The following is a 25,116-nucleotide window of genomic DNA, read 5'->3' on the forward strand; positions in this document are numbered from 1 at the left end:
CCTCGCTTTACTCGTACCGGATACCACCATGTTGAGTGATTACACCCTGATTGATACCGTACCTTCTGCGGAAGACTTTTGCCGCCTGCGCATCATTTCTGGTATGTCCCCGCGCCCGCTGGAAGGCGCCCGCGCGGGTCTGCCGCATAGCTGCTACGGGGTGCATATCCTCTATGAGGGCGTGCCCGTTGGGATGGGGCGCATCGTCGGCGACGGCGCGCTGAACTTTGAAATCGTCGACGTCGCCGTTGATCCCGCTCATCAGGGAAAAGGGCTTGGTCGCCAGATCATGCAAAAAATTGTCGCCTGGCTGGATGAAAACGCGTTTAAAGGGGCATACGTCTCGCTGGTGGCGGATGTTCCCGAGCTGTACGCAAAATTTGGGTTTTCCAGCGTCAGGCCAGAAAGTGAAGGTATGGCAAAGATCTGGAAATAACGTCGCTGATAAAGAAGCATCCGGGGATGCGGTATCCCGCGGATGCCAGTCGATGCGCTTAACGATTAAATAAAATCGGCAGCGCGAAAAGCGTCCAGCGCGACGCGCTTTTGCTCGCTGGTCATCGGGCGCAGCGGGCGGCGCGGATCGCCGACGTCAATACCGTGCAGCTGCATCGCCAGCTTCCCGGCCGCAACGCCGCCGTACTGAACCAGGACGCGAATAATTGCGATAACCTTATCCATACAGGCAGCAACATCCTGATGGTCTCCCCGGTTAAAGCTGTCGATCAGACGATGATAGAGCGGCGCCGCATAGTTATAAGTACTGCCAACCGCGCCGACGGCGCCGCAGGCCAGGCCTGCCGGTAAAAACTCATCCACGCCGAACGGAATATCGAACTGGCGATTGTTGACGCGCAGGCAGCGCTGGAACTCATACATATCCGCGGAGTTAAACTTCATACCGGACAGGTTCGGGATTTTATCCGCTGCCGCGATCAGGAACTGCTCCATATCCAGGCTCAGACCCGACATGCCGGAGTGGTAGTAATAGAAGCCTTTTGACGGCGCGGCGGCGGCGATAATACGGCAATATTCCACCAGATCGTCGACGGTTGACGGTTTGAAGAAGCACGGTCCGATGACCGAGGTGGCAAAAATATCCAGGGTTTCAGCATGGCGGCTGAGCTCCAGCGCATCGGCGATGCTGAGAGCCCCGGTGTGTAGCGTAATGCTTAATTGTCCCCGGCTTGCCGCGACCCAGCGCTCGGCAATTTTTTTACGCTCTTCTACGGAACAGTGGATGCCTTCTCCGGTCGTCCCACAGACGTAAGCACCTTTAACGCCCTGCGCAATCAGATGCTCGGCAATCCGATCGATAACGGGGTAGTTGACTTCGCCGTTGGCATCAAAAGGCGTATGGGGGGCGGCAATAAGACCTGTTAACTTTGTCATGTAATCCTCGAATGGTGTTTTTCTTCTTAAATTAATTAATTTTGAAGTATTACTCCATCCTAGGGGCTAACGATGCCGGTTGCAACAGGTTACCGGCAGGGGGAAAAAACGGGAGTATCAGATTGTGACGAATCGCACTAAATTCGCTCTACTTGAGCATGGACAGAGCATCCATCGTTCGCAGTTTATTCGCGCGGGCGGCTTCCGGATCTCTCTGCACCAGCAGCGTATAAATGAGATCCAGAACGAAGAGCTGCGCCGTTTTAGTGCCGATAGAGTCACCCTGCAGGCGCCCCTGTCGGTTGCCGTTAATGAGCGTAATATCAGCGACTTTACTCAATGGCGATCCAAGGTTATGCGTTAAGGCGACGGTGGTGGCTCCAGCCTGCCTTGCCAGATCGAGGGCGTGCGCGGTTTCCGGCGAATGTCCGGAGTGGCTGATGCCGATGGCGACATCGCCAACCTTGAGCAGCGCGGCCTGCATATACATAAAGTGATTATTTGTTAAGGCATCGACGCGCAGCCCGATTCGCATCAGCTTATGCTTCATCTCCTCGGCGGTCAGTCCGGAAGCGCCAACGCCAAAGATATAGGCGCAATTACAAGTATGCAGCGCCTCCACGACCCGTTCCACCTGCTCCATATCCAGCAGATTTAGCGTTTCCGAAAGCACGGTCGAGATGGCGCCCTGGAGCTTCAGGCCGATGGTGTGCGCATCGTCGGTTTTCTGAATTTCAGCCTCCAGCAGCGTGCTGTTGTCATCGCTATCGTTCATGGCCAGCTCAATGGCCAGTTCCATTTTGAAGTTCTGAAAACCTTTATAGCCCAGCTGTCGACAGAAACGGATCACCGATGCTTCGCCCGCGTTCACTTCCTCTGAGAGATCGGCAATCGAAAGCTGAGTCACCTTATGCGGGGAAGCGATCACATACTGCGCGATGCTTTTCCCGACGCGGGTCATACTGCTTTGCATCGCCCCCAGGGTATCAAGTATTTTCCCGGCTTTGACCGGCGAAGTCGGAGTCGTCATCTCTTCCCTACTGTTTACGCGATTATCAGGCGCTCATGATGGAGGACAGTTCAGCGCCAGGCAATATGGTTTTTTAAAAAACGCCGTGGTGATGCGGCTATCCCCGGCGCGGCAAAAACATATTACGTCTCATCGCGTGAGTCAGATCGCCTTTTTTCATTCCCCCTCGCCTGTGACCATGATCTTGTTCACATATCTCATGCAAAGCCCTTGTGGTGTTTAACTTCTAAAAAATACATTAATTGGAGTTTAACTTCATTCGGGTGCGCGGCACCCTGCTTTTTTTTGGCCCTACAGCATAAAAACGTTGCTCATCACAGGAGAGCATATGAGTGAAATAATAAGTACCAAACCATGGTATAAGCACCTCAATAAGTCGCAGTGGCGGGCGTTTTCCGCAGCCTGGCTGGGCTATTTACTGGATGGTTTTGATTTCGTTTTAATTGCTCTGGTGCTCACCGAAGTACAAAGCGAATTCCAGCTCACCACGGTACAGGCGGCGAGTATTATCTCGGCGGCGTTTATCTCCCGCTGGTTCGGCGGTTTGCTGCTGGGGGCGATGGGTGACCGCTATGGCCGCCGCCTCGCGATGGTCAGCAGTATTATTCTTTTCTCCGTCGGTACGCTGGCCTGCGGCTTTGCGCCCGGATACACCTCCATGTTTATCGCCCGTATGGTGATTGGAATGGGAATGGCCGGAGAGTACGGCTCCAGCGCCACCTATGTGATTGAAAGCTGGCCAAAACACTTGCGAAATAAAGCCAGCGGCTTCCTGATTTCCGGCTTTTCCGTCGGCGCTGTCGTAGCGGCGCAGGTTTACAGTCTGGTGGTCCCCTTGTGGGGCTGGCGCGCGTTGTTCTTCCTCGGCATTCTGCCGATTATTTTCGCGCTGTGGCTGCGTAAAAATATTCCGGAAACGGAAGACTGGACAGAGCGCCAGACGAAAAAAACGCCGGTGCGGACGATGGTGGATATTCTCTATCGCGGTAAATATCGCGCCATGAATATGCTGATGACGCTGGCCGCAACGGCCGCGCTCTGGTTCTGCTTCGCCGGAAACCTGCACAATCCGCTCGTGGTGATTGCGCTGGCGCTCGTCTGCACCATCATTTTCATCAGCTTTATGGTACAGAGCAGCGGAAAACGTTGGCCGACCGGCGTGATGCTGATGGTTGTCGTTCTGTTCGCCTTTCTCTACTCCTGGCCTATCCAGGCGCTGTTGCCGACCTATCTGAAAACCGAGCTGGCATACGATCCGTCGACGGTCGCGAAGGTGCTCTTCTTTAGCGGATTCGGCGCAGCCGTCGGCTGCATCGTCGGCGGTTTCCTCGGCGACTGGCTGGGCACGCGAAAAGCCTACGTTTACAGCCTGCTGGCATCGCAGGTTCTGATTATTCCGGTCTTCGCCATCGGCGGCTCCAGCCTCTGGGGTCTGGGCATCCTTCTCTTCTTCCAGCAGATGCTGGGTCAGGGGATTGCCGGGATCTTACCGAAATTGATCGGCGGCTACTTCGACACCGACCAGCGCGCTGCCGGTCTGGGTTTCACCTATAACGTAGGCGCCCTGGGCGGGGCGGCTGCGCCGGTCCTCGGCGCGCTGGTCGCACAGCACATGCATCTGGGTACGGCGCTGGGGTCGCTCTCCTTCGGACTGACGTTTGTGGTGATCCTGCTGATTGGTCTGGATATGCCGTCCCGAGTACAGCGCTGGATTCGCCCGGAAGCACTACGTACCCATGACGCTATTGATGGTAAACCGTTCAGCGGCGCACTGGTTGGTCACGACAAAGCGAACGCTCCGCTTTGCGATAAACACTAAATTCATGCGCCCGGCTCTGTCGGGCGCAAACGGAAGTAAGGGATAGTGCTATGTCTTTATTTGATGATTTGGATAGTAACGTTAAGCAATTGGGTGGCCTCATTGTCTCCTGCCAGCCGGTACCGGGTAGCCCGTTAGATAAACCTGAAATCGTCGCGGCTATGGCGCTGGCGGCGGTCAATACGGGGGCGGTCGCAGTACGAATTGAAGGCCTTAACAACCTGAAGGCGACCCGCGAGCTGATTTCAGTACCGATTATTGGCATCATCAAGCGCGATCTGCCGGACTCGCCGGTGCGCATTACGCCATTTCTGGAAGATGTAGACGCGCTGGCGCAGGCGGGGGCGGATATTATCGCCTTCGACGGTACGGATCGCCCGCGTCCGGTTGGCGTTAAAGCAATGATTGACCGAATTCATCAGCGTGGCTGCGCGGCGATGGCAGACTGCTCCAGCCTGGAGGACGGGACTGAGTGCCACAATCTTGGCGCAGACATTATCGGGACAACGATGTCCGGGTATACCACGGATGCGGTACCTACCGAACCGGATTTCCCGCTAGTGCAGGCGCTGAGCGCCAAAGGATACCGGGTCATTGCCGAAGGCCGATTTAACTCCCCGGCGCTGGCGGCGCAGGCGATAAAGCACGGCGCATGGGCGGTGACCGTCGGCTCAGCGATTACGCGTCTGGAACACATCTGCCAGTGGTACCGCGATGCGCTGACTGAGGCTGCGCTATGACCACGCTGGCAATTGATATCGGCGGCACCAAGCTGGCCGCCGCACTGGTCGATACTCAGCATCGCGTGCTGGAAAAACAGACGCTGTCAACGCCAGCCAGCAAAACGCCGGCGGCGCTAACGGAAGCGTTACGCGAGCTGGTTGCGCCTTTCGCAGGCCGGCCCCGGCAGGTAGCGGTCGCCTCCACGGGCATTATTGGTCACGGCGTTCTGACGGCGTTAAACCCGGATAACCTGGGCGGGCTGGCGCAGTTTCCTCTTAGGGACACGCTGGCGCAGCTAACGGGGCTGCCGTGCCTGGCGGTGAACGATGCGCAGGCGGCAGCCTGGGCCGAATATCACGCTCTGGCTGTCGATGCGAGCGAGATGGTCTTCATCACCATCTCTACCGGCGTGGGCGGCGGTATCGTCTGCCACGGTAAGCTCTTGTCCGGCAAGGAGGGGCTGGCCGGACATATCGGCCATACGCTGGCTGACCCGCACGGCCCGCGCTGCGGCTGCGGGCGTATTGGCTGCGTGGAGGCTATTGCATCCGGAAGGGGGATCGCCGCGCTGGCAACTGACGATCTGCAGGGAATGACGGCCAAAACCATTTTTGCTCTTTCGCAGAGCGGCCATTCCCAGGCGACATCCTTAGTTCACCGTTCGGCGCAAACCATCGCCCGGCTGATTGCCGACATGAAGGCCAGCTATAACTGCCAGTATGCCGTCCTGGGCGGCAGTATCGGGCTGGCGCCCGGCTATATTCCTCTGGTTGAAAGATATCTGGCGCAGGAGCCTGCGGTATATCACACCCCTATTGTAGCCGCACACTATCAGCATGATGCCGGGCTGATTGGCGCGGCGTTGTTAGCAGAGGACAAAGCATTATGATTATCGGCGATATCCATCACCCGGAATGCGCAGGACTATCACCCGTTCTGCTTGAGGCTGTGAGGCTGGCCGTTAAGGCCCAGCCGCAGCAGTGTGAACCCGGGCGTTATGATTTACAGGGCGATGATATTTATATGAACGTCATGCGCTTCGCTACGCAGCCGGCGGAAAGTAAAAAAGCGGAGCTGCACGAAAAATTTATTGATATTCAGATCCTGCTGGAAGGCGAAGAAACAATCCATTATGGCGTGGTCGATAGCGCCCGGGAGTGCGAAACATGGCACCACGAGGAGGACTACCGGCTATGTTCAACCATTGCCGACCAGCAGCAGGTAGTGCTGAAGCCCGGTATGTTTGCCATTTTCTTGCCGGGCGAGCCGCATAAGCCAGGCGTGCAGGGCGCAGAGAGCGTTGAGATAAAAAAAACGGTGATTAAAGTTAATCACACGCTGCTGGCCTGACAAGCCTCCGCCGCCCGCCAGACCCGCTGGCGGGACGGTATCCCCTGAATCAAACCCACCATACCGATTTATACGGGCATGAAAAGTGTCTCTTGCGTCTCCCGTTTCCTCTCAGGAAAACATTGTTGTCCAAATGGCAACTCGTACTACCGCACGAACCCCACTATGCTTTACGGCAATCTTATGTGAGGGGTTCTATGGCACGCTTTCTTATCTGCAGTTTTGCGCTGGTTCTGCTTTATCCATCCGGCATCGATATGTATCTGGTCGGCCTGCCGCGCATTGCGCAGGATCTGGGGGCCAGTGAAGCGCAGCTGCACATCGCCTTTTCAGTTTACCTGGCAGGAATGGCCGCGGCGATGCTGTTTGCTGGCCGTATAGCCGACAAATCCGGCCGGAAGCCGGTGGCGATTTTCGGCGCCGTCGTTTTCCTGCTGGCCTCTCTTCTTTGCTCGCAGGCGCAGGGCAGCGCCCATTTCCTGGCCGGGCGTTTTATTCAGGGTATTGGCGCGGGCAGCTGCTACGTGGTCGCCTTTGCGGTATTGCGCGATACCCTGGACGATCGCCGCCGGGCAAAAGTGCTTTCTCTACTTAACGGTATTACCTGCATTATTCCGGTTCTGGCCCCGGTAATCGGTCATCTGATTATGCTGAAATTCCCCTGGCAGAGCCTGTTCTATACCATGAGCGGCATGGGGGCTCTGGTGGGATTGCTGTCGATATTTGTGTTGCGGGAAACGCGACCAACATCCGTTCCGCACGCGGCAAAGCAGCAAAATATCGTCCCGGAGTCGCTGCTCAATCGCTTTTTCCTCAGCCGAATCGTGATGACTACTCTGAGCGTGACGGCTATTCTGACCTACGTTAACGTCTCACCGGTGCTGATGATGGAGGTGATGGGCTTCGATCGCGGTACCTATTCCATGACCATGGCGCTTATGGCGCTCGTGAGCATGGTGGTTTCATTTTCGACGCCGTTTGCTCTGACGCTATTTAAACCCCGCACGCTCATGCTGACCTCACAGGCGCTGTTCTTTAGCGCGGGCGTGCTGCTGAGTCTGTCCACCAGCCAGACGGTGACGATGCTGGGGCTGGGACTGATTTGCGCAGGGTTCTCCGCAGGCTTTGGCGTGGCGATGAGTCAGGCCCTCGGGCCATTCACCCTGCGCGCTGGCGTAGCGAGTTCAGTTTTAGGGATAGCTCAGGTTTGCGGCTCTTCTCTGTGGATTTGGCTGGCGGCCATCATCGGACTCAGCGCGATGAATATGCTGATCGGGATACTTATTGCCTGTAGCATAGTGAGCATTGTTCTGATTATGGTCGCCTCTCCGGCGCGGGCCGCGCAACGCTATGAAGAAACCCCTGTCGAGTCTCGATCTTAATCTGCTGCTCTGCCTGCAGCTCTTAACTCAGGAGCTCAGCGTCACCCGCACGGCGAAACGGATGAACGTCTCGCCGTCAGCGGTAAGCAAATCGCTGGCCAAGCTGCGCGCCTGGTTTGACGATCCGCTGTTTGTCAAAACGCCTCTGGGGCTATCGCCCACGCCGCTGATGAGCAGTATGGAGCAGGATCTGGCGGACTGGATGCAGATGGGCAATCAGATCCTTGATAAGCCTCATCACACTATGCCCAGCGGGCTAAAGTTTGAGCTGGCGGCAGAGTCGCCGCTGCTGATGATCCTCCTCAATACGCTTTCGCAGCGGATTTACCAGCGCTATCCTCAGGCGCTGATCCGCCTGCGTAACTGGGATTACGATTCGCTGGATGCGATTATTCGCGGTGAAGTCGATATCGGATTTTGCGGCAGGGAAACACATCCTCGCTCCCGGGAGCAGCTTAGCCTGCTGCCCTGGTATATTGATTTTGAAATCCTGTTTACCGATCTCCCGCAGGTATGGCTGCGCGCCGATCATCCCGCGCTGAGCGAAGAGTGGAATCTGGACACGTTCTTGCGCTATCCGCACATTAATATTTGCTGGGAACAAAGCGACACCTGGGCGCTGGACGATGTCCTGCAGGATCTGGGACATAAACGCACCGTGGCGCTGACCGTTCCGGGTTTTGAGCAGTCGTTATTTATGGCCGCTCAGCCCAATCATACGATGCTGGCCACCGCTCCGCGTTACTGCCAGCGTTACAATCAGCAGCACCACCTGCCGCTGGTTTGCTTACCTCTGCCGCTGGAACCGTCGCAGCTGGAGAAAATACGCGTCCCCTTTACCCTTCTTTGGCATAAGCGCAACAGTTATAACCCGAAGATCGTCTGGCTACGGGAAACGCTCAGGCAGCTCTACGCCGAACCGCTATAGCTCCCGGTTTGCCCCCCTTTGCGCAATAAATTGTAAAATTCACGCAATTTCCCTTTTCAAGAGATGATTTCCACATTAAAACCTGGTAATTCTGAGCGATAATATCATTTGCAGTTTTTATCATTGACCATTAATCACGGAGCGAAGAATGGCAACGCATTTTGCAAGAGGGATACTCAACACCCGGGAGCCGCTATCCACACGCCTGTCAGCGGCCTGTCATCAATCCGCCAGACGCCTGCCTGAGTACCGACAAAGCCGATATCGCGCATCCCGGTCACTCCTCGCAGAACTCCTCTTTATGTTGTACGGCATCAGTGAACTCCCCGAAATTATTGACGAAGAGAATGGAAAACCGGCTTTTCGCGACGAACATCTCCCGCGTTTCTCCATCTCCTATGCCGGAAATATCGTCGGCGTTGCCTTAACCACCGAAGGCGATTGCGGCCTGGATATGGAATTGCCGCACGCTTCCCGCGCGTTACAGGCATCGCACGATACGGAACGTTACGTATTTAACAGTAATGAGCGAATATGGATTAGCAATCAGCACGATCCTGACGAAGCGCGCGCGCAGCTTGATGCGTTACGCAAAAGCGTGATGAAGCTGACCGGCGAAACCGCCTTGAACCTGCAGCTTCTCCCGGGCTCCGGACGGTTGCGGACAAGCGGGACGCAGTCAATCGAAGCCGTCTGCGACGCCGAAACGGTGCTAGTCTGGTCTATTGCCGCCAGCCCGGATATTGGCCAGCTAAAAGTCTGGGAATATAACGCGAAAGAGGGTTGGCGCAGCCTGCCTGACGCGCAGGCCCGTGCTAAAGAACCATCCGCCCGGCTGATGCGCTTCACCAGTTTACCGGTAGAAAAAGCCTTCTCCCTCAACTGACCGGTGTTCCCGGCCATCATGATGCAAAGGAGCAATCATGTCTGATACGTTGAAAGTTGTTACGTTACTCGGAAGTCTGCGCAAAGGCTCTTTTAATGCCATGGTCGCACGTACCCTGCCCGGCATCGCGCCCGCGGGTATGGAAGTTTCCGCGTTACCGTCCATTGGCGATATTCCTCTCTATGATGCCGACGTGCAGCAGGAAGAGGGTTTCCCACAAAGCGTTCAGGATATCGCGCAGCAAATTCGTGAGGCGGATGGCGTGGTTATCGTTACGCCGGAATATAACTACTCGGTGCCCGGCGGCCTGAAAAACGCCATCGACTGGCTGTCTCGTCTCCCGGAACAACCGCTATCCGGCAAGCCGGTTCTGATCCAGACCAGCTCTATGGGGGCCATTGGCGGCGCGCGCTGCCAGTATCATCTGCGTCAGATTCTGGTATTCCTCGACGCGATGGTGATGAATAAGCCCGAGTTTATGGGCGGCGTGATTCAGAATAAAGTGGATCCGCAGGAGGGGAAAGTTGTCGATCAGGGCACGCTCGATCATCTGACCGGGCAGCTTAGCGCTTTTGCCGAGTATATTCAGCGAGTTAAGGCCTGAATAAAAAGGGATGTCACCCCGCCCCTCTCCCTCGCGGAGAGGGTGTAAATGCTAAAGCCCTTTTCACAGAAAAGGGCTTACTGTTTATTTCGCGTCAATAAACACAATCTTCAGCACGAACAGCAGTGAAACTACAATAACGCACGGGCTGAGATCGCGCAGCCGGCCGGTGCCAATCTTCATCACGCAATAAGAGATAAAGCCTAAGGCAATACCTTCTGTAATGGAGAAGCTAAACGGCATCATCACGGCGGTAATAAACGCAGGAACGGATTCGGTTAAATCATCCCACTTCACGCGCGCCAGGCTGGACGTCATCAGGACGCCAACGTAAATCAGCGCGCCGGCTGCGGCATAAGGAGGGACCATGCCCGCCAGCGGCGACAGGAAGATCACCAGCAGGAACAAAATGCCCACCACCACGGCGGTTAAGCCGGTACGGCCGCCCACGGAAACCCCAGAGGAAGATTCAATATAGGCAGTGACGGAAGAGGTACCGATAAAAGACCCCGCAACGGAGGATACGCTATCGACAAACAGCGCCTGCTTCATACGCGGGAACTTGCCCTTAGCATCGGCCAGGCCGGCCTTGTCGGTTACGCCGATCAGGGTGCCGGAGGAGTCGAACAGGTTCACCAGCATAAACGAGAAGATAACTCCTGCCAGGCCAAGATTCAGCGAACCTGCCAGGTCAACATGGCCAATGACCGTCGTTACGCTCGGCGGCATGGAAACGATGCCGCTGTAGTGAACGTCACCCAGCATCCAGCCCAGCAAAGTGGTGACCACGATAGAAACCAGCACCGCCGCGTGGATGTTGCGGGAAGCCAGAATAGCAATAATAAAGAAGCCAAGAATACCCAACAGCACGCTATGAGACGTCAGGTTGCCAATACTCACCAGGGTTTCCGGGTTGGCGACGATAACGCCCGCGTTTTTCAGGCCCATCATACCGATAAACAGGCCGATACCGCTGGTGATACCAATGCGCAGGCTAACCGGAATATTCGCAATCATCCAGTAGCGCACGCGGAAAATCGTCAGCAGGAGCAGGCCAACGGCGCCCCAGAAAATCGCGCCCATCCCGACCTGCCAGGGCAAGCCCATCGCCTGTACCACGACAAAAGCAAAGAAGGCGTTTAGCCCCATCGCCGGCGCCAGGGCCACCGGAAGGTTAGCGAACAGCCCCATCATGATGCTACCGAATGCAGCAATCAGACAGGTTGTGACGAAAACGGCGCTGGTATCCATACCCGCCACGCCGAGGATCTGTGGGTTAACGAAAACGATGTACACCATCGTCAGAAAGGTGGTGAAACCTGCAATCGCTTCGGTGCGTGCCGTCGTGCCGTGTTCACGCAGTTTGAACACGCGCTCCAGCAGACCCTGGCCAGAAGACTGGCTGGTTTGTTGTTGACTCATTATCGGTTTCCGAACAAAGGAGGGAAAATTCGTCGCTATCCTATACCAAAATGCGACAATAAGGGCGGTTGTGAGATACTTTTTTTCATCGATTTTGCTTATACGGCAACGATTGCGTCTCACAAATCAGCAAGACGAAAACGTTAACTTATTAAAATGGAAACGACATGACCCAACCAGAAGCAGTATTTTTCGACTGTGACGGCACGCTGGTCGACAGCGAGGTGATCTGCTCCCGCGCCTACGTTCACATGTTCAGGGAATTCGGCATTACGCTGGATTTAGAGGAGATTTTTAAGCGCTTCAAGGGCGTAAAGCTGTACGAGATTATCGACACCATTAACGCGGAGTACGGCGTTAATCTGGATAAGGCGACCCTTGAGCCGGTGTACCGCGATGAAGTCGCCCGCCTGTTTGATAGCGAACTGGAAGTCATCTCTGGCGCCCAGGCGCTACTGGACGCGGTCAGCGTGCCGATGTGCGTGGTCTCCAACGGTCCGGTGAGCAAAATGCAGCACTCTCTGGGTAAAACCGGAATGCTGCACCATTTTCCCGAGCGTCTTTACAGCGGCTATGATATTCAGCGCTGGAAGCCCGATCCGGCCCTGATGCTGCATGCCGCAAAAGCGATGAACGTTAACGTCGAAAACTGCATTCTGGTTGATGATTCCAGCGCAGGCGCGCAGTCAGGGATTGCCGCCGGAATGGAGGTGTTCTACTTCTGCGCCGATCCGCATAATAAGCCGATCGACCATCCGAAGGTGACGACCTTTACCCGCCTGGAAGAGCTACCTGAACTATGGCAAGCGCGCGGCTGGAATATAACGCGATAAACCCGGAGCGTAGCGCTATCAGGACGCGTCCCGCCTGCGCTACGCTGAAAGTGGATTACGGTTGTCTCAATTCCGCAGCCGCCGCTTTATCAGCCACTATCACCAGGGATGGATGCAGTTTCAGCACTGATGCCGGAACCCGCTCGCTGACTTCGCCTTCAATCACCTCTTGTAGCGCCCGCGCCTTTGCGGCGCCGCTGACGATAAGCAGCAGGTTTTTCGCCGCCATAACGCTTTTCGGCCCCATCGTGACGTAGCTATCCGGCACCGCAGAGAAGTCGCCGCCCATTTCGCCGTGAGCGACAAGCCCCACCATATCTCCGACGATAGGGACTTCCACCGTCGCATCGTGGAAGCGCGTGGTATTCGGCAAGTTACCGCAAAAATGGCCGTCGGCGCCGAGGCCCATCACCATCAGATCGAGGCCCCCTTCTTCCTGTAATCGCTGGTCGTGATGCATAAAGTTTTCATGGCTGAGCTTGTGAATGTTCTCTTCCGGGATCTGAGCGGGAGTGAAAAACAGATTGCGCAAATTGGAAATGGTCACGCCTTCACGATCCTGTCCACGAAATGGGATCTCGTCAAAGTTGTAATAATGGACTTGAGAATAGAACGGTTTACCTTTAATCGCGGCCGTCAGATATTCATACATTTTTTTCGGCGTACTGCCTGCCGTCACCGCCAGATTCACCCTGCGCGGCGCGGTGATATAGCCCAGAACGTGATGGCTGGCGACCAGGCTCATCTCCGCATAATCTTCCGTCACGATTAATTTCATATTGTCTCCCTCAAGGTATTGAAGATAAGGAGCCAGCAAACTGGCCCCTTAATTTTATTTGAACAACTTCTGAACGAACTCGGCGTAGGCCGGGCGCCAGACGTCCATTTCATGGTTGAGGCCCGGATACTCATGGTAATCAAAGTTGATTTTCTGCTTCTCCAGCTCCGCTTTCAGGCCGGCGATATCTTTACCGGTGACCACGTCTTTCTCACCCACGACGACGGTAAAGTTACGCAGCTGCTTGTTGATCGCCTGCGGCTGGTTTAGCTGTGCTTCAACGCCGGCATCCGGTACCGTCGTTGTCGTTACGCCGCTGAAGGTTGCCAGCCAGCCGAAGCTCTCCAGATGGTTCATTCCGGAGACCAACGCCTGATAACCGCCCTGCGACAGCCCGGCAAGCGCCCGGCCATCCGCGTCTTTACGCACGTTAAAGCGCTCATCAATCAGCGGAATAATATCGTTCATCAGCTCTTTATCAGCCGCTTTCGCATTCAGCGGATAGAAGGTTTTACGCCGCTCCTGCGGCGGGAAGTTTTCCGCAACCGCTTCAGGAATATCGGTTTCGGTATCCGGCACCACTACCAGCATGGGCTTGATTTTGCCTTCCGCCAGCAGGTTATCCATGATTTGCGGGATACGTCCCTGATCGATAGCCGACAGGCCGCTGTCGCCAAAACCGTGATAGAAGTAGAGCACCGGCAGCGGCTCGCCGCTACCGGTATAGCCTGGCGGCGTCCACACGTAGGCGCGACGCTCAGAATTCAGGGCCTTTGAGTGATAGGTCAGGGTTCGTAGCTCGCCGTGAGCCACCGCGCGATCGTCAAGAATGCTGCCGGGAACCAGAATCAGGCTGGTATTCACCTGTCGCTGCGGTTTTTGATAGCGGCTACCGGTATCGACAGAACGGAATCCGTCGACATCGAAATAATATTCGTAAAGGTTCGGGGTCATCGTTTCGCTTTTCCATGTCCAGATCCCCTGCTCGTCTTTGGTCATATCATGGGAGACGAAGGTATCCGGCGTTGCCCCCGTTACCACGGATACCCGTTTTGCATCCGGGGCAAACAGGCGGAAGGTAATGCTCTTATCGCCGTTAACCTGGGTAATATACTGGCTGACCGGGATCGCCGCGCTCGGGGTGGCCGGGAATGGCGCGGCATGAGTGGTAAACGCAGCGCCTGCCAGCGCCAGAGCGAAGTAAATAGCATGTCGTTTCATCGATATTCCTCTTGAGAATTTGTCCTGACCGGAACCAGCCTTACCACCAGATTTCAGCCTGGGCGCCTACGGCAAACTGGTCGTTCTTACCGTCTTCAAAAATGCTGCGAGTATTGCTGTTGGCTGCCTTATCCAGGTCGATATCCTGCGCTTTAATATAAGTCGCATAGAAACGAATTTCCGGGCGGGAGGTCAGCATACTGGTATTCACTTTAAAGGTATGGAACAGGGTGGTTTTGTAGCCGGATTCGTTATATTTCTTGCCGGTGATATCTTTGTTCTGCTGCTTGAAATAGCCCAGCTCAACGCCGGTCTGGTTATATTTATCCCAAATCCAGGCCGGGCGCACGACGGCGCGAATAGACTCAAAATCAGAGTGCGCGCCGGTCTCGTAGCTGTAGACATCATTACCAAAAGAGTAAACGATGGCGTTCGCCAGAATGATGTCATCACTCAAATAGGTTTCTCCCTGAGAGGTCAAACGAACGGCGGTGCCGTTGGTGTGATCGCCATAGTATCTGCCGTTAAAGGTGGTATACGGGCTGGATCCCGCGTAGCGCGAGAAGCTGCTGGCGATGGAGTTATTTGCCAGCAGGAAGGAAAATTCGTTAAATCCGCCGTTATCAAACTTCTGCGTTAACGACGTTCCCGCCATCCAGGTATCTTTCCATTCATAATATCCATTATTACCTTCATTATATTTCTCAGATGAGCTCTGATTGGCCGCGACATAACGACCGCTGACCATCAGTGATGCTTTATCCCAAAGAGGGATCTCTTTATAACGAATATCAATAGTATTGGTGTTAATTTGCTGGCTTTTGGTCAACGTGCGGTTGTAGTCATCGACGTCCTCGCGCACCAGCGCGATATCAAATTTACCCGCGCCCACTTTCCAGTTTTCAAGACCAATGCCTGCTGCGGCATCGGTTCTCTGCGTTTTCCAGTCCAGCATCTGGATTTCAATTTTCGGCGCGCCGTGCTTACCCACCCAGAAATCCGCCTCCGGTGCGAATGGCAGGAAACCTTTGGTATTTACGTACATATCAGAGAACTGCATATAGTTCTCGCCGCCAGCGTTATCGCCAAACCAGCCGGAGGAATACTGCTGCCCGACGTTACCGTCAAGCATCACAATGACATCAACCCGCTTATTGTCTTCCTGATAGACCCGCTGCTTAAGCTGTAAATCAAACCAGCCAGAGTATTCATTACCGAAGCGACCGAGCGAGCCAATCGCCCAGGACTTTGGTGAACCATGAGATGCGGTCCCCCAGCCGGAACGGTAATAGCCGTTATAGCTGAAGCCAATTTCATCCTTCACAAACTTGCTGAAATCCTTCATTGTCATCGAGCTATAAATGGACTCGCCATTCGCCGCGGGCTGTTCGTTTTTCACCAGAACCGCGGCTGGTTTTTCTGCGCCGCCGGCCGGTGCGGGAGCGCTGGCAACCTGCGTAGAAGCACGTTGTGTGTTGGTGCCGGACTGCGTATTGGCGATCCAGATTTGATTTCTGGCTTTCTCTTCATCTTTATATTTTTTAAGTTCGGACTGCGTATCTTTAAGCGCCTTTTCCAGAAGCTCAAGGCGCTGTTCGACCGTTAGCGATTCCGCCAGAGCATGCGTCGAATAAGCGAGCGGCGCCATAATAAGTATGGCAGATGTAATCAGATTTTTTTTAAACATAAGTTCCCTTTATATAAACATGAGTGCAATTGAATATCGCGAAAAAATAACAACCTGCGTGAAGGCATGGTGTATTCTCAGACATCCTTGCATCGCATAAAAAAACCTGAAGAAAACTCCCTGTATAAAACAGAGGCGATTTTCTTCAGGTTTTGCCCGCACGGCGGTAACAATCCCATTCATTTACTGCGGGTGGATTATTTGGCAAAAAAAAACCTGACATCACCCGGTTAACGGTGATGTCAGGTTTTGCCTGCTTACGCAGTAACAATCCAGCGTATTTATTCGGGCCCTGTAACGACAAGTCACCCGATTAATGAACCACATTGTTACGCTATAAAAATCAAACCACAATTGGCGAAATTATTATTTGTGATGAAAATCGCATCAATTTTTGCGAATAAAAAAATAGCCACTGCATTAATCATAACTAATTCTGATATATCCTTATATCAGAATTAGTCTCTGTGATTCATTACTCTTTAGGATCTTTTCCCGCCAGCAGTTTATCCAGTTCGTCGCCGCCAACGTGACGGAAATCCTGACCTTTAACGAAGTAGAAAATATATTCGCAGATATTCTGGCAGCGGTCGCCAATACGCTCAATCGAGCGGGCGCAGAACAGCGCGGTCAGGACGCTGGGAATAGTGCGCGAATCTTCCATCATATAGGTCATCAGCTGGCGCACGATACCTTCATATTCCTGGTCGACTTTCTTATCTTCACGATAAATCCGCACCGCTTCATCAAGGTCCATACGGGCAAAAGCATCCAGCACATCGTGCAGCATCTGCACGGTATGGCGCCCCAGCGATTCCAGACTCACCAGCAGCGGCTGGTGCTGCTGGGAGAATTTTTCCAGCGCTGTGCGGCAGATTTTATCCGCAACGTCACCGATACGTTCCAGTTCGGCGATGGTTTTGATAATCGCCATCACCAGGCGCAGGTCGCTGGCGGTCGGCTGACGCTTGGCGATGATGCGCACGCAGGCTTCATCGATCGCCACTTCCATCATATTGACCTGCTTATCGCCGTCGATAACGCGCTTTGCCAGTTCGCTGTCCTGGTTATGCATCGCGGTGATAGCATCAGAAAGCTGCTGCTCCACCAGCCCACCCATGGTCATGACCTGGGTGCGGATGTACTCCAGTTCGGCATTGAACTGGCCGGAAATATGTTTATTAAGATTTAGGTTATCCATGGTATCTCCTGATTGCCCAATAGGTTAGAGCCTGAAAGCAGAAGGGCAATCAACCGTAGCGGCCAGTAATATAATCTTCAGTTTGCTTCTTAGCGGGTTTGGTAAACAGATCGTCCGTGTTGCTGAATTCAATCAGCTCGCCAAGATACATAAACGCCGTATGGTCGGAGCAACGCGCGGCCTGCTGCATGTTGTGGGTCACGATAACGACGGTGTAATCCTGTTTCAGTTCGGTGATCAGCTCTTCAATACGCCCGGTAGAGATCGGGTCCAGCGCCGAACAGGGCTCATCCAGCAGCAGCACTTCCGGACGAATAGCGATACCGCGCGCGATACACAGACGCTGCTGCTGACCGCCGGAGAGAGAATATCCGCTCTGATGCAGTTTATCTTTGGTTTCATTCCATAATGCGGCTTTGGTCAAAGCCCACTGCACTCGCTCGTCCATATCCGCGCGGGAGAGTTTCTCGAACAGACGCACGCCAAAGGCGATATTGTCATAGATAGACATCGGGAACGGCGTCGGCTTCTGGAATACCATGCCGACTTTGGCACGCAGCAGCGCGATATCCTGGGTATTGGTCAGAATATTATCGCCATCCAGCAGAATTTCACCTTCTGCACGCTGCTCCGGGTACAGCTCAAACATTTTGTTGAACGTACGCAGCAGCGTGGATTTACCGCAGCCTGACGGACCGATAAACGCCGTCACCTGGTTTTTTGTGATATCCAGGTTGATGTTTTTCAGGGCATGGAATTTTCCGTAGTAGAAGTTCAGGTTACGAACTGAAAGCTTACCCGGGGTCGTATTCACCATACTCATCTCGTTCTTTTCCTCGTTCGGCGCCGCGTTTCGCCGCGCCGCAAAAATTAACCGTGTTTATTCTTCGCGAAAATAACGCGCGCCAGAATGTTCAGCAGCAATACGCACAGGGTGATAATCAATACCCCGGCCCATGCCAGTTGCTGCCACTCCGCAAACGGACTCATGGCAAATTTGAAAATCGTTACCGGCAGGTTAGCGATCGGCTGCATCATGTCGGTGCTCCAGAACTGGTTGGAGAGCGCGGTGAACAGCAGCGGCGCCGTTTCCCCGGCGATACGGGCAATGGCCAGCAGGATACCGGTCATAATGCCGGAGACCGATGCTTTCAGGGTGATCGCAGAAATCATTCGCCACTTTGGCGTACCGAGCGCATAGGCCGCTTCGCGCAGGCTATCCGGCACCAGCTTCAGCATATTTTCAGTAGTACGAATCACGATAGGCACCTGCAGCAGCGCCAGCGCAATCACGCCCGCCCAGCCGGAAAAGTGCTGCATTTGCGCAACGACGATGGTGTATACAAACAGACCGACCACAATCGACGGCGCGGAAAGCAGGATGTCGTTAATAAAACGAATGACTTCAGCCAGCCAGGATTTACGGCCATATTCCGCCAGATAAATCCCCGCCAGAATGCCCAGAGGGGTACCGATAACCGTCGACCACAGGATCAACAATCCGCTACCTGCCAGGGCGTTCGCCAGACCGCCGCCCGCCGTATTAGGCGGCGGCGTCATTTCGGTAAACAGCGCCAGGCTCATGCCGTCGATGCCGCGAGTGACGGTGGACATCAGGATCCAGATAAGCCAGAACAGGCCAAACGCCATGGTCGCCATCGATAGCGTCAGGGCGAGGCGGTTTTTCATGCGGCGTTTCGCCTGCATTTTGCGACGGGATTCCGCCAGCTCTGCGGTGGTTTGTAATTCAATCGTCGCCATTAGCGTGCCCCCTCGTTCTTAGCCAGGCGCATGATCATAAACTTTGATGCGGCCAGAACAATAAAGGTGATAACGAACAGAATCAGACCCAGTTCCATCAAGGCTGCAACGTGCAGTCCGGTTTCCGCTTCGGCAAACTCATTCGCCAGCGCGGAGGTGATGCTGTTACCTGGCATATACAGCGAAGCGCTATCGAGCTGGTAGGTGTTGCCGATAATAAAGGTTACCGCCATGGTTTCCCCCAGCGCGCGCCCCAGTCCGAGCATCACCCCGCCAATCACGCCGTTTTTGGTAAAGGGCAGAACGATACGCCAGATAACTTCCCATGTTGTACAACCGATACCGTATGCGGACTCTTTCATCATTACCGGCGTCTGTTCAAAAACGTCACGCATAACGGCAGCGATGTAAGGAATGATCATGATGGCCAGAATGACGCCGGCCGCCAGAATGCCGATACCAAACGCCGGACCCGCAAAGAGCGCGCCAACGAACGGAATGGTCGACAAAACGTTGCCAACCGGCTCCTGAAAGTAAGTCGCAAACAGTGGAGCGAAAATAAACAGACCCCACATGCCGTAAACGATACTGGGGATGGCGGCCAGCAGTTCAATAGCGATACCCAGCGGGCGCTTCAGCCAGGCGGGTGAAAGTTCCGTCAGGAACAGCGCGATACCGAAGCTCACCGGTACGGCGATCAGCAGCGCGATAAATGAGGTGACCAGCGTCCCGTAAATGGGCACCAGGGCGCCGAAAATCTGGTTTGGCGCATCCCACTCTTTGGTCCACAGAAAGGCAAAGCCAAATTTCTCAATGCTTGGCCAGGACGAGATGATAAGGGAGACGATGATGCCGCCAAGCATCAATAGCACAATCAGCGCCGCCAGTTTTACCAGCACGCTGAAAATTATGTCACCCTTTTTCCCCGGAGGGTTAAATGCCGGCTTGGTTGCAGCCATACGTTACTCTTCAGTTTCGGGCCAGAAAAAATCGTAGTTTACTGATCTTTCTGGCAAAGGTAATGCCATACCCTAAATAATTCGAGCTGCAGGCAGGTAGCAAGCTTGTTCACCCTGGTCACATAGCGTATCTATGCTCCCGGGATGAACAAGCGCTGCCATCGTCCCTGTAACTCGACGTAAGACGGGTATTAGTACAGCGCTTTACCGCTGCTGTCCTTTACGTTGGTCTTCCATGCTGCGCGAACTTGCTCAACCACGCTATCCGGCAGGGTGGCATAATCCAGCGCATTAGCTTCTTTACCGCCGTTCTTATACGCCCAGTCGAAGAACTTCAGCACTTCAGCGGTTTGCTCTGGCTTGTTGGAAGCCTTGTGAACCAGGATGAAGGTGGTAGAAGTGATCGGCCAGGCATTGTCGCCTTTCTGGTTAGTCAGATCCTGTGCAAAGGATTTGCTCCAGTCGATTTCTTTCGCCGCGTTAGCGAAGTTGTCTTCCGTCGGGCTCACCGGCTTGCCATCGGCAGACAGCAGTTTGGTATAAGCAAGGTTGTTCTGTTTCGCGTAGGCATATTCTACGTAGCCGATTGAGCCCGGCAGACGCTGAACGAACGCGGCGATGCCGTCGTTGCCTTTACCGCCCAGCCCGGTCGGCCAGTTAACGGTTGAACCCGCGCCGACTTTAGATTTCCACTCTTCGTTCACCTTCGCCAGGTAGCTGGTGAAAACGAAGGAGGTGCCGGAGCCATCCGCACGGCGAACAACCGCGATGTTCTGAGAAGGCAGCTTCATACCTGGGTTGAGCTTAGCAATCGCTTCGTCATCCCATTTTTTGATTTTGCCCAGGTAGATATCACCCAGCGTTTTACCGTCAAGCACCAGCTCGCCTGATTTCACGCCAGGCAGGTTGATCGCCAGCACCACGCCGCCGATCACGGTCGGGAACTGGAACAGACCTTCCTGAGCCAGTTTGTCGTCAGCCAGAGGGGCATCAGAGGCACCGAAATCTACGGTGTTGGCCGTAATTTGTTTTACGCCGCCAGAGGAGCCGATACCCTGGTAATTGATTTTATTACCCGTTTCCTTGTTATAGGTATCTGCCCATTTGGCATACACCGGCGCGGGGAAAGTTGCGCCAGCGCCAGTCAGGCTTGCTGCTGCAAAAACAGAGAAAGCACTCATCGATAAGGTCGCGGCGACAACTGTTGCGACGGTGGTACGCATAACGTTCATAATGTCTCCTGCTGGATTCGTAAACCATTGTTTCGAAGCTATGGTGAGCAAAATAGGACAAACAGGTGACAGTAAAATGTACGAATTATTACAGTTTTATGACAAGCCAAAAGGCGGGATTTTACGATAAATAAAAACAATACAAATCATATTGTTAATAAAGATAATGAGGAAAATATTGCCGAAAAATTTTATTTTTATGACGGCAAAAAAGCGTCGCAAAAATGACAGACTGTCATAAAGCGGGTGGGATCTCGCCGTTCGCCGCAAATAAAAAGGGCTGCCGGATGGCAGCCCTGTCACGATGTAAAAACCGTTATTCCACGGTCACCGATTTCGCCAGGTTACGCGGCTGATCGACGTCAGTTCCTTTGATCAGCGCGACGTGATAAGCCAGCAGCTGCAGCGGTACAGTATAGAAGATTGGCGCGATCACCTCTTCAACGTGCGGCATCTCAATGATGTGCATATTATCGCTGCTGGTGAAACCCGCATCGCCGTCAGCAAAGACGTACAGCTGGCCGCCGCGGGCGCGAACCTCTTCAATGTTAGATTTCAGCTTTTCCAGCAGTTCGTTGTTCGGCGCGACCACAACCACCGGCATTTCTGCATCAATCAGCGCCAGCGGACCGTGCTTCAGCTCGCCAGCGGCATAGGCTTCCGCGTGAATATAGGAGATCTCTTTCAGCTTCAGCGCCCCTTCAAGGGCAATGGGGTACTGATCGCCACGTCCGAGGAACAGCGCGTGATGTTTATCAGAGAAATTCTCAGCCAGCGCCTCAATGCGCTTGTCCTGCGAGAGCACCTGCTCAATGCGGTTCGGCAGCGCCTGCAGGCCATGCACGATATCGTGTTCAATCGCGGCATCCTGGCCCTTAAGACGCGCCAGTTTCGCCACCAGCATCAGCAGAACGGTCAATTGCGTAGTGAAGGCTTTAGTCGAAGCGACGCCGATTTCCGTCCCGGCATTGGTCATCATCGCCAGATCGGACTCCCGCACCAGTGATGAACCCGGCACGTTACAAATCGCCAGCGAGCCCAGATAGCCCAGCTCTTTCGACAGGCGCAGACCTGCGAGGGTGTCCGCCGTTTCGCCGGACTGCGAGAGGGTGATCATCAGGCTGTTGCGACGCACGGCCGATTTACGATAGCGGAACTCAGAAGCGATTTCGACATCACACGGCACACCGGCCAGCGATTCAAACCAGTAACGGGAAACCATTCCTGAGTTGTAGGAGGTACCGCAGGCGATGATCTGAATATGCTCGACCTGAGACAGCAGCTCGTTAGCCTGCGGGCCCAGTTCGCTTAAATCAACTTCACCGTGGCTAATGCGCCCGGAGAGGGTATTTTTGATCGCGTTCGGCTGCTCGTAGATCTCTTTCTGCATATAGTGGCGATAGATACCTTTATCGCCTGCATCGTACTGCAGACTGGATTCAATATCCGGGCGCAGCACTTCGGCGCCGGATTTATCAAAGATAGTGACCGAACGACGGGTGACTTCCGCAATATCCCCCTCTTCGAGGAAGATAAAGCGGCGGGTAACCGGCAGGAGCGCCAGCTGATCGGAGGCAATGAAGTTTTCTCCCATCCCCAGGCCAATAACCAGCGGGCTGCCCGAACGAGCGGCCAGCAGCGTACCCGGATCGCGGGAATCCATAATCACGGTACCGTAAGCGCCGCGAAGCTGCGGGATAGTCCGCAGAACAGCATCACGCAGGGTGCCGCCTTGTTCCAGCTCCCAGTGAACCAGATGCGCAATAACTTCGGTGTCAGTCTCGGAGGCGAAAACGTAGCCCCGCGACTGCAACAGCTCGCGCAGCGGCTCATGGTTCTCGATAATTCCGTTATGCACGACCACAATATGGTCAGAAACATGCGGATGCGCGTTGCCTTCAGAGGGTTCGCCGTGCGTCGCCCAGCGGGTATGGGCAATTCCCGTCCCACCGTGCAACGGATGTTCCTCCAACGCCTGGGCCAGCATCTGGACTTTCCCAAGGCGACGAACGCGGTTCATATGACCTTCGTTATCGACGACTGCCAGACCGGCGGAGTCATAACCGCGGTATTCCAGACGACGTAAACCTTCGAGAAGGATTTCAGCAATATCACGCTGCGCGACTGCGCCAACAATTCCACACATAGTTTTTCATTCCGATTTTGGCTGTATGCCATACGTTGTCGGTCAACCTGTTTACCCGTTTTTCCGGGCGCCCCGAGCCTTGTAGAGAGTGGGGTTATTTTTATGGGCACTGCCGTGGGGGGAGGATTATTTTATCCCCTCACCCCGCTCTTTCCCCCAAAAGGGCGAAAGAGAAAAGCGTTACTTCTTCTTCACCGGGCGCTGCCAGCCCTGTTTATGAACCTGCGGCACGCGGCTTAAAACTAACTCATCGTCGGCAACGTTGCGCGTTACCGTCGTTCCTGCAGCAATGGTGACTCCCTTGCCGATGGTCACGGGAGCGACCAGCTGGCTGTCCGAACCAACAAACACGTCATCGCCGATCACCGTTTTATGTTTATTTGCGCCATCATAGTTACAGGTGATGGTGCCGGCGCCGATATTGACGTTATCGCCAATCTCAGCGTCTCCGAGGTAGGAAAGATGCCCGGCTTTCGTGCCTCTCCCCAGACGCGCCTTTTTAATTTCGACAAAGTTGCCGACGTGCGCGCCTTCCAGGAGCTCCGCGCCAGGGCGCAGCCGTGCGAATGGCCCGATAGTACAGGCGGCCTCAAGATGAGCATCTTCCACTACGGTATAAGGACTGATCTCGCAGTCATCGCCAATGGTACTATTCTTGATCACGCAGCCGGAGCCGATCTTCACCCGATTGCCCAGAACAACATGCCCCTCGAGAATAACGTTAGTATCTATTTCGACATCGCGCCCGTGTTTCAGCACGCCGCGCAGGTCAAAACGCGCCGGATCGCGAAGCATTACGCCTGCGAGCAGAAGTGCCTCCGCCTTTTCAGACTGCCAGACGCGTTCCAGGCGGGATAGCTGCAGCCGGTTATTCACGCCTTCCACTTCGCTTAGGCGCTGAGGATGGACTGCCGCGATTTCGCGACCTTCGGCATAGGCCATGGCGATAATATCGGTAATGTAATATTCGCCCTGCACGTTGTTATTGGTCAGCTTAGCCAGCCAGCGTTTGAGATCCGCCCCGTTGGCGACCAGAATTCCGGTATTAATTTCCTGAATCCGACGCTGCTCTTCGCTGGCGTCTTTATGCTCAACAATGCCGGTTACCGCACCGTTATGGCGCGTAATGCGGCCATAGCCGGTCGGATCGTCCAGCTTCACCGTCAGCAAACCGATGCCGCCCTGCGGTTTCGCTTCTCGCAGGCGCTTTAATGTTTCGACGGAAATCAACGGTACATCGCCGTACAGCATGAGGATATCTTCATCATCTTTGAAGAACGGCGCCGCCTGCTGCATGGCGTGGCCGGTACCCAGCTGTTCAGCCTGTAAGATCCAATTTAGCTTATCTTCGTGCAGCGTCTGGCGAAGGAGATCGCCGCCGTGCCCGTAGACCAAATGGACAGCGGAAGCACCTAATTCTTTAGCCGTATCAATGACATGCTGAACCATTGGCTTGCCGGCCAGCGAATGCAGCACCTTGGGAAGATCGGAATACATGCGGGTACCCTTGCCTGCGGCAAGAATCACCACGCTCATCGGACTGTTTGACATACGCATCCTGACTGCTGTTAGAACGAAAAGTAAAAGCCTTTCACGTTGAAATATCTACATATTTTTCATCATGAAACGAGACGGAGATAAAACGCGCAGGCTTCACGCAATACATCATTTTAGGGGGCTATTTTTAGTCAGCGCAAACCCGTTTCGCGCAAAAAAATCATTTTTATGAGGGGGTGGCCAGGCTATCCCTCTGCTTTTGCTG

Annotated in this window: 23 protein-coding genes; 10 read left to right on the forward strand and 13 right to left on the reverse strand. The window is 54.4% G+C overall.

From position 1 onward, the window contains the following. The first annotated feature begins 28 nt into the window (after nucleotides 1-28). A complete protein-coding gene (locus ACSIPU_RS15465; protein ID WP_004107215.1) occupies nucleotides 29-436 on the forward strand; it encodes a GNAT family N-acetyltransferase in 408 nt (135 codons plus the stop codon). A 65-nt stretch (nucleotides 437-501) separates the two neighbouring features. On the opposite strand, the gene ACSIPU_RS15470 is transcribed toward ACSIPU_RS15465, so the two are convergent. Together ACSIPU_RS15470 and ACSIPU_RS15475 are read right to left on the reverse strand one after the other, a co-directional pair. Further along, nucleotides 502-1,392, reverse strand: coding sequence for a dihydrodipicolinate synthase family protein (locus ACSIPU_RS15470; RefSeq protein ID WP_134883403.1), 891 nt, complete (start codon nucleotides 1,390-1,392; stop codon nucleotides 502-504). 148 nt (nucleotides 1,393-1,540) lie between these two features. After that, nucleotides 1,541-2,422, reverse strand: coding sequence for a MurR/RpiR family transcriptional regulator (locus tag ACSIPU_RS15475; protein WP_004107217.1), 882 nt, complete (start codon nucleotides 2,420-2,422; stop codon nucleotides 1,541-1,543). 328 nt (nucleotides 2,423-2,750) lie between these two features. Here ACSIPU_RS15475 and ACSIPU_RS15480 point away from each other — a divergent pair, with 328 nt between their 5' ends. The 8 genes from ACSIPU_RS15480 to ACSIPU_RS15515 all read left to right on the forward strand — a co-directional run bounded on the left by ACSIPU_RS15480 (nucleotide 2,751) and on the right by ACSIPU_RS15515 (nucleotide 10,114). Further along, complete coding sequence (locus ACSIPU_RS15480) at nucleotides 2,751-4,241, forward strand: MFS transporter (RefSeq protein WP_004107218.1); 1,491 nt, start codon at nucleotides 2,751-2,753, stop codon at nucleotides 4,239-4,241. 50 nt (nucleotides 4,242-4,291) lie between these two features. Beyond that, nucleotides 4,292-4,981 (forward strand): N-acetylmannosamine-6-phosphate 2-epimerase, encoded by a 690-nt coding sequence (locus ACSIPU_RS15485; RefSeq protein WP_004107219.1) that lies wholly within the window; start codon nucleotides 4,292-4,294, stop codon nucleotides 4,979-4,981. Further along, a complete protein-coding gene (gene nanK, locus ACSIPU_RS15490) occupies nucleotides 4,978-5,853 on the forward strand; it encodes an N-acetylmannosamine kinase (protein ID WP_024274849.1) in 876 nt (291 codons plus the stop codon). The genes ACSIPU_RS15485 and nanK overlap by 4 nt, the downstream gene beginning before the upstream one ends. Continuing rightward, complete coding sequence (gene nanQ / locus ACSIPU_RS15495; protein WP_024274850.1) at nucleotides 5,850-6,314, forward strand: N-acetylneuraminate anomerase; 465 nt, start codon at nucleotides 5,850-5,852, stop codon at nucleotides 6,312-6,314. The genes nanK and nanQ overlap by 4 nt, the downstream gene beginning before the upstream one ends. A 197-nt stretch (nucleotides 6,315-6,511) precedes the next feature. Further along, nucleotides 6,512-7,696, forward strand: a complete 1,185-nt coding sequence (locus ACSIPU_RS15500) for an MFS transporter (protein WP_004107222.1) — start codon at nucleotides 6,512-6,514, stop codon at nucleotides 7,694-7,696. After that, the gene (yidZ, locus tag ACSIPU_RS15505; RefSeq protein ID WP_004107223.1) at nucleotides 7,665-8,624 is read left to right on the forward strand and encodes an HTH-type transcriptional regulator YidZ; all 960 of its coding nucleotides are present in this window, start codon (nucleotides 7,665-7,667) and stop codon (nucleotides 8,622-8,624) included. Before ACSIPU_RS15500 ends, yidZ begins: the two co-directional genes overlap by 32 nt. Before the next feature lie 301 nt (nucleotides 8,625-8,925). Next, complete coding sequence (locus tag ACSIPU_RS15510) at nucleotides 8,926-9,510, forward strand: 4'-phosphopantetheinyl transferase family protein (protein ID WP_371297970.1); 585 nt, start codon at nucleotides 8,926-8,928, stop codon at nucleotides 9,508-9,510. Nucleotides 9,511-9,547: 37 nt separating this feature from the next. Then, nucleotides 9,548-10,114, forward strand: a complete 567-nt coding sequence (locus tag ACSIPU_RS15515) for an NADPH-dependent FMN reductase (protein ID WP_004116720.1) — start codon at nucleotides 9,548-9,550, stop codon at nucleotides 10,112-10,114. 84 nt (nucleotides 10,115-10,198) lie between these two features. Here ACSIPU_RS15515 and adeP read toward each other — a convergent pair whose 3' ends face one another. Beyond that, the gene (gene adeP, locus ACSIPU_RS15520) at nucleotides 10,199-11,536 is read right to left on the reverse strand and encodes an adenine permease AdeP (protein ID WP_004116723.1); all 1,338 of its coding nucleotides are present in this window, start codon (nucleotides 11,534-11,536) and stop codon (nucleotides 10,199-10,201) included. Between the two features lie 167 nt (nucleotides 11,537-11,703). On the opposite strand from adeP, the gene yieH reads away from it, so the two are divergent. After that, entirely contained in the window at nucleotides 11,704-12,369 is a 666-nt protein-coding gene (gene yieH, locus ACSIPU_RS15525; protein WP_004107237.1) for a 6-phosphogluconate phosphatase, read from the forward strand. A gap of 55 nt (nucleotides 12,370-12,424) precedes the next feature. Here the strand turns inward: yieH and ACSIPU_RS15530 are convergent, their stop codons facing one another. The 10 genes from ACSIPU_RS15530 to glmU all read right to left on the reverse strand — a co-directional run bounded on the left by ACSIPU_RS15530 (nucleotide 12,425) and on the right by glmU (nucleotide 24,905). After that, nucleotides 12,425-13,147 carry a glucosamine-6-phosphate deaminase gene (locus ACSIPU_RS15530; RefSeq protein WP_004107241.1) on the reverse strand — a complete coding sequence of 241 codons (723 nt, stop codon included), beginning with the start codon at nucleotides 13,145-13,147 and terminating at the stop codon, nucleotides 12,425-12,427. A gap of 54 nt (nucleotides 13,148-13,201) precedes the next feature. Then, nucleotides 13,202-14,368, reverse strand: coding sequence for an esterase (locus tag ACSIPU_RS15535; RefSeq protein ID WP_004107245.1), 1,167 nt, complete (start codon nucleotides 14,366-14,368; stop codon nucleotides 13,202-13,204). A 40-nt stretch (nucleotides 14,369-14,408) separates the two neighbouring features. Further along, complete coding sequence (locus tag ACSIPU_RS15540) at nucleotides 14,409-16,055, reverse strand: carbohydrate porin (protein ID WP_196557624.1); 1,647 nt, start codon at nucleotides 16,053-16,055, stop codon at nucleotides 14,409-14,411. A gap of 475 nt (nucleotides 16,056-16,530) precedes the next feature. Further along, nucleotides 16,531-17,256, reverse strand: coding sequence for a phosphate signaling complex protein PhoU (gene phoU, locus ACSIPU_RS15545; RefSeq protein ID WP_004107251.1), 726 nt, complete (start codon nucleotides 17,254-17,256; stop codon nucleotides 16,531-16,533). 49 nt (nucleotides 17,257-17,305) lie between these two features. Beyond that, nucleotides 17,306-18,079, reverse strand: a complete 774-nt coding sequence (gene pstB, locus ACSIPU_RS15550; protein ID WP_004107254.1) for a phosphate ABC transporter ATP-binding protein PstB — start codon at nucleotides 18,077-18,079, stop codon at nucleotides 17,306-17,308. Nucleotides 18,080-18,126: 47 nt separating this feature from the next. After that, nucleotides 18,127-19,017: a phosphate ABC transporter permease PstA gene (pstA, locus tag ACSIPU_RS15555; protein ID WP_004107257.1), complete on the reverse strand. Its 891-nt coding sequence runs from the start codon at nucleotides 19,015-19,017 to the stop codon at nucleotides 18,127-18,129. Then, nucleotides 19,017-19,976, reverse strand: coding sequence for a phosphate ABC transporter permease PstC (gene pstC / locus ACSIPU_RS15560; RefSeq protein ID WP_004107261.1), 960 nt, complete (start codon nucleotides 19,974-19,976; stop codon nucleotides 19,017-19,019). Before pstC ends, pstA begins: the two co-directional genes overlap by 1 nt. A 191-nt stretch (nucleotides 19,977-20,167) precedes the next feature. Beyond that, a complete protein-coding gene (gene pstS / locus ACSIPU_RS15565; RefSeq protein ID WP_004107263.1) occupies nucleotides 20,168-21,208 on the reverse strand; it encodes a phosphate ABC transporter substrate-binding protein PstS in 1,041 nt (346 codons plus the stop codon). 316 nt (nucleotides 21,209-21,524) lie between these two features. Beyond that, the gene (gene glmS / locus ACSIPU_RS15570; protein ID WP_004107265.1) at nucleotides 21,525-23,354 is read right to left on the reverse strand and encodes a glutamine--fructose-6-phosphate transaminase (isomerizing); all 1,830 of its coding nucleotides are present in this window, start codon (nucleotides 23,352-23,354) and stop codon (nucleotides 21,525-21,527) included. Nucleotides 23,355-23,534: 180 nt separating this feature from the next. Next, the gene (gene glmU, locus ACSIPU_RS15575) at nucleotides 23,535-24,905 is read right to left on the reverse strand and encodes a bifunctional UDP-N-acetylglucosamine diphosphorylase/glucosamine-1-phosphate N-acetyltransferase GlmU (protein WP_032729177.1); all 1,371 of its coding nucleotides are present in this window, start codon (nucleotides 24,903-24,905) and stop codon (nucleotides 23,535-23,537) included. Nucleotides 24,906-25,116: the final 211 nt, after the last annotated feature.

The organism is Klebsiella sp. HN106, from assembly GCF_051209435.1.
Classification (GTDB): Bacteria; Pseudomonadota; Gammaproteobacteria; order Enterobacterales; family Enterobacteriaceae; genus Klebsiella; species Klebsiella oxytoca.

Excerpts from the sequence above, each read along its gene's own strand:
- ACSIPU_RS15465 (WP_004107215.1), top strand. The coding sequence starts at position 29 with ATGTTGAGTGATTACACCCTGATTGATACCGTACCTTCTGCGGAAGAC.
- ACSIPU_RS15470 (WP_134883403.1), bottom strand. The coding sequence starts at position 1,392 with ATGACAAAGTTAACAGGTCTTATTGCCGCCCCCCATACGCCTTTTGAT.
- ACSIPU_RS15475 (WP_004107217.1), bottom strand. The coding sequence starts at position 2,422 with ATGACGACTCCGACTTCGCCGGTCAAAGCCGGGAAAATACTTGATACC.
- ACSIPU_RS15480 (WP_004107218.1), top strand. The coding sequence starts at position 2,751 with ATGAGTGAAATAATAAGTACCAAACCATGGTATAAGCACCTCAATAAG.
- ACSIPU_RS15485 (WP_004107219.1), top strand. The coding sequence starts at position 4,292 with ATGTCTTTATTTGATGATTTGGATAGTAACGTTAAGCAATTGGGTGGC.
- nanK (WP_024274849.1), top strand. The coding sequence starts at position 4,978 with ATGACCACGCTGGCAATTGATATCGGCGGCACCAAGCTGGCCGCCGCA.
- nanQ (WP_024274850.1), top strand. The coding sequence starts at position 5,850 with ATGATTATCGGCGATATCCATCACCCGGAATGCGCAGGACTATCACCC.
- ACSIPU_RS15500 (WP_004107222.1), top strand. The coding sequence starts at position 6,512 with ATGGCACGCTTTCTTATCTGCAGTTTTGCGCTGGTTCTGCTTTATCCA.
- yidZ (WP_004107223.1), top strand. The coding sequence starts at position 7,665 with ATGAAGAAACCCCTGTCGAGTCTCGATCTTAATCTGCTGCTCTGCCTG.
- ACSIPU_RS15510 (WP_371297970.1), top strand. The coding sequence starts at position 8,926 with ATGTTGTACGGCATCAGTGAACTCCCCGAAATTATTGACGAAGAGAAT.
- ACSIPU_RS15515 (WP_004116720.1), top strand. The coding sequence starts at position 9,548 with ATGTCTGATACGTTGAAAGTTGTTACGTTACTCGGAAGTCTGCGCAAA.
- adeP (WP_004116723.1), bottom strand. The coding sequence starts at position 11,536 with ATGAGTCAACAACAAACCAGCCAGTCTTCTGGCCAGGGTCTGCTGGAG.
- yieH (WP_004107237.1), top strand. The coding sequence starts at position 11,704 with ATGACCCAACCAGAAGCAGTATTTTTCGACTGTGACGGCACGCTGGTC.
- ACSIPU_RS15530 (WP_004107241.1), bottom strand. The coding sequence starts at position 13,147 with ATGAAATTAATCGTGACGGAAGATTATGCGGAGATGAGCCTGGTCGCC.
- ACSIPU_RS15535 (WP_004107245.1), bottom strand. The coding sequence starts at position 14,368 with ATGAAACGACATGCTATTTACTTCGCTCTGGCGCTGGCAGGCGCTGCG.
- ACSIPU_RS15540 (WP_196557624.1), bottom strand. The coding sequence starts at position 16,055 with ATGTTTAAAAAAAATCTGATTACATCTGCCATACTTATTATGGCGCCG.
- phoU (WP_004107251.1), bottom strand. The coding sequence starts at position 17,256 with ATGGATAACCTAAATCTTAATAAACATATTTCCGGCCAGTTCAATGCC.
- pstB (WP_004107254.1), bottom strand. The coding sequence starts at position 18,079 with ATGAGTATGGTGAATACGACCCCGGGTAAGCTTTCAGTTCGTAACCTG.
- pstA (WP_004107257.1), bottom strand. The coding sequence starts at position 19,017 with ATGGCGACGATTGAATTACAAACCACCGCAGAGCTGGCGGAATCCCGT.
- pstC (WP_004107261.1), bottom strand. The coding sequence starts at position 19,976 with ATGGCTGCAACCAAGCCGGCATTTAACCCTCCGGGGAAAAAGGGTGAC.
- pstS (WP_004107263.1), bottom strand. The coding sequence starts at position 21,208 with ATGAACGTTATGCGTACCACCGTCGCAACAGTTGTCGCCGCGACCTTA.
- glmS (WP_004107265.1), bottom strand. The coding sequence starts at position 23,354 with ATGTGTGGAATTGTTGGCGCAGTCGCGCAGCGTGATATTGCTGAAATC.
- glmU (WP_032729177.1), bottom strand. The coding sequence starts at position 24,905 with ATGTCAAACAGTCCGATGAGCGTGGTGATTCTTGCCGCAGGCAAGGGT.